Annotated in this window: 3 protein-coding genes; all 3 read left to right on the forward strand. The window is 69.7% G+C overall.

Annotation, left to right across the window (positions count from 1 at the left end; genetic code table 11):
- Nucleotides 1-560: hypothetical protein (locus HMPREF0058_RS02015; RefSeq protein WP_006547993.1), on the forward strand; the 560-nt coding region annotated here is incomplete at its 5' end.
- A gap of 78 nt (nt 561-638) precedes the next feature.
- Nucleotides 639-1,151 carry a PH domain-containing protein gene (locus HMPREF0058_RS02020; RefSeq protein ID WP_034235982.1) on the forward strand — a complete coding sequence of 171 codons (513 nt, stop codon included), beginning with the start codon at nt 639-641 and terminating at the stop codon, nt 1,149-1,151.
- 118 nt (nt 1,152-1,269) lie between these two features.
- On the forward strand, nt 1,270-2,265 hold the full coding sequence (locus tag HMPREF0058_RS02025) for an MsnO8 family LLM class oxidoreductase (protein ID WP_034235981.1): 996 nt from the start codon (nt 1,270-1,272) through the stop codon (nt 2,263-2,265).
- Nucleotides 2,266-2,456 lie beyond the last annotated feature (191 nt).

Below are 2,456 nucleotides of genomic sequence, written 5' to 3' on the forward strand. Positions count from 1 at the left end.
GGCCCCAGGAGGTGCTGTTGGGCGGTGGGCTGGGCAGCGTGCTGGGTCTGCTCGGGATCGGCCTCATGACGGCGGGGCACTACCTCACCCGTCGCCTCGTCCGGGCGGCCGAGTCAGCCAGCGAGGGCGTGGACGAGGCGCTGGTGCTCGACCTTGCGGCGGCGGCACTGTCCTGCGGTTCCTCCTTGCCCAGGACGCTGGAGGCTCTGGCCTCGGCCTTGGACGAGCCTGCGTGCGGCGTTGTGGCTCGTGGCCTCCTGCTGGGAGCGGGGTGGCAGGAGGCCTGGCGCGCCGCGCAGGACGAGGACTGGCGTGCGCGGCGGCAGAACCTGGAGGCCTGCCTGCGTCCGGGCTGGGAGGACGGAGCCTCGCCGGTACCGCTCCTGGCTGCTACGGCTGCCAGCCTGCGTTCGGGGCGCCAGGCGCGGGACCAGGAGGCAGCCGAACGCCTGGCCGTGCGGCTCGTGGTGCCGCTAGGGCTGTGCCACCTGCCTGCCTTCATCGCCCTGGGCATCGTGCCGGTGGTGGCGAGTCTCGGGCTGGATCTGCTGGGCGCCTAGCACTGCTACCTCATGCGTCTAGCCATGGTGCGCCATATGCGCTGTGAGGGCAGGGCGGTGGCGTGGCACCATGTGGCTATGGCCGTTCCCCGCAAGCTTCTTAGCCACGACGAGGTCGTGGTGCGACACATGCACACCCACCCCAAGGTCCTCCTGTGGCGTATCTCCCTGGAGATCGTCCTGCTGGCTGCGGCCATCACCGGGACGGTCCTGGCTCCTGACTCCTGGAACCCCTGGGGACTGGGCGCGATCTGGGTGCTGTTCCTGGTGATCTCCGTCCCGCTGTTCCTCCTGCCCTGGATGCGCTGGGCGTGCACCACCTACACGGTCACCACCAAGCGCGTGATCACCCGTGCAGGGATCATCAACAAGACCGGGCATGACCTGCCGCTGACGCGGATCAGTGACATCCAGCAGGAACGCACCATCACTGACCGGATCTTCGGGGCGGGCACGCTCAGCCTGCAGACCAGTGCGGACGATCCCCTCCTGCTCGTGGACGTGCCCCAGGTCCAGACCGTCCAGGTGGAGATCTCCAATCTCATCTTCCACGACCCCCAGGGCGCGATCGACGCCGACCCCACGCGCTGAGCGGGCCGGGGCCCCGGTGGCAGCCGGCCGCGCCTGAGGCCGGGGAATGCCGAGGCCGGGCAGGACGTTGGGGCTGAGGCAGCCGACGCCGTCGGACACCACCGTCCCAGGAGGCCCCATGAAGCTCAGTGCCCTCGAACAGATTCCGCTCTTTGCCGGGCGCAGCCCGCGCGAGGTGATCGGCCAGCTCGTGCGTCTGGGCCAGGGCATCGAGGGGGCCGGCTTCGACCGGCTGTGGATTGCCGAGCACCACAACACCTCGGCCTTCGTCTCCTCCGCCCCGGACCTGCTCATGATGCACGTGCTGGATGCCACCGAGCGCATTCACGTGGGCTCGGGAGGGGTGATGGCGATGCACTACGGCAGCCTGCAGATGGCTGAGCGCTTCGCCACCCTGGCCACCCTCCACCCCGGACGGGTGGACATGGGACTCGGGCGCGCCCCGGGTGGGGACATGCTGGCGGCCCACGCCCTGAACCAGAACCGGGTCCTCGATCCCGACTCCATCAACGTCCTCATCGAGGAGACCAAGGGCCTGCTGCTTGACGAGCTGCCCGCTACCCACCCCTACGCCGGGATCACGGTTAGCCCGCGCCCGTCCGTCATGCCCGAGATGTGGTTGCTGGGCTCGTCCGGGCAGTCCGCGGCCTGGGCCGGCGAGCACGATCTCAACTACGCCTACGCGCAGTTCTTCACCGGTCACCAGGACCCGCGCGTCATGGAGCACTACCGCGCCCACCTGCCTGAGGGCGCCACCAGCGGCCAGGCCCTGTCCGCCCTGTGCGTCTCGGCCGCCGCCACTCGCGAGGAGGCCTGGGAGCAGGCGCTGGTAGCCGGCGACTTCCGCCTGACGCTGCGCACCGGTCGCGGCTCGACGGAGGGGTTCCGCACACCTGACCAGATCCCGGCCGAGCGCCGCGAGCAGGTGGAGAGCTACCTGGCTCAGGACACCTCCGTGATCATCGGCACCTATGACGAGGTCGCCGAGGTCATCTCCTCCTTCGCTGCCAACCACGGCACCGAGGAGATCATGCTCATCAGCTATATCGACGACGTCGAGGCCAAGATCCGTCAGTACCGCGAGCTCGCTCACCGCGTGCTGCCCACGCGCTGACCTCCACGGATCTGCACTCCGATCCCGGTACGGTCGAGGCATGACCTCCTACGCGCCACCGACCTGCACCCCGGACCAGGCTGCTGACCTGCGCAAGGACCTGGAGGCCACAGGCTGGGGCGTGGACGCCGTCGCCCACCTGCTCGGCGAGGTGGCTGACGCCGCGCTGCGCCGTGAGATCCGCCTGCCTG

It is taken from the genome of Actinomyces urogenitalis DSM 15434 (genome assembly GCF_000159035.1).
Taxonomy (GTDB): Bacteria; Actinomycetota; Actinomycetes; order Actinomycetales; family Actinomycetaceae; genus Actinomyces; species Actinomyces urogenitalis.

What these genes read in the sequence shown, in the direction of transcription:
- HMPREF0058_RS02025 (WP_034235981.1), top strand. Translation starts at nt 1,270, where the DNA reads ATGAAGCTCAGTGCCCTCGAACAGATTCCGCTCTTTGCCGGGCGCAGC.
- HMPREF0058_RS02020 (WP_034235982.1), top strand. Translation starts at nt 639, where the DNA reads ATGGCCGTTCCCCGCAAGCTTCTTAGCCACGACGAGGTCGTGGTGCGA.